This window comes from Streptomyces sp. L-9-10 (assembly GCF_004151105.1).
Lineage (GTDB): Bacteria > Actinomycetota > Actinomycetes > Streptomycetales > Streptomycetaceae > Streptomyces.
Genome location: NZ_PHRF01000079.1, coordinates 1 through 216, shown reverse-complemented (window position 1 = coordinate 216; position 216 = coordinate 1). Strand labels below are relative to the sequence as shown.

Genomic DNA, 216 nt, shown 5'->3' with positions numbered 1-216 from the left:
GATAGCGGATAGTACCGTGAGGGAATGGTGAAAAGTACCGCGGGAGCGGAGTGAAATAGTACCTGAAACCGTGTGCCTACAAGCCGTGGGAGCGTCGCGCATCGAGTTTACTCGGTGCGTCGTGACTGCGTGCCTTTTGAAGAATGAGCCTGCGAGTTTGCGGTGTGTTGCGAGGTTAACCCGTGTGGGGAAGCCGTAGCGAAAGCGAGTCCGAAT

At 56.0% G+C, this 216-nt stretch carries 1 rRNA gene; it reads left to right on the top strand.

The features are described 5' to 3' along the window. Positions 1-216 (top strand): 23S ribosomal RNA (locus tag CU044_RS20035); the annotation flags it as partial.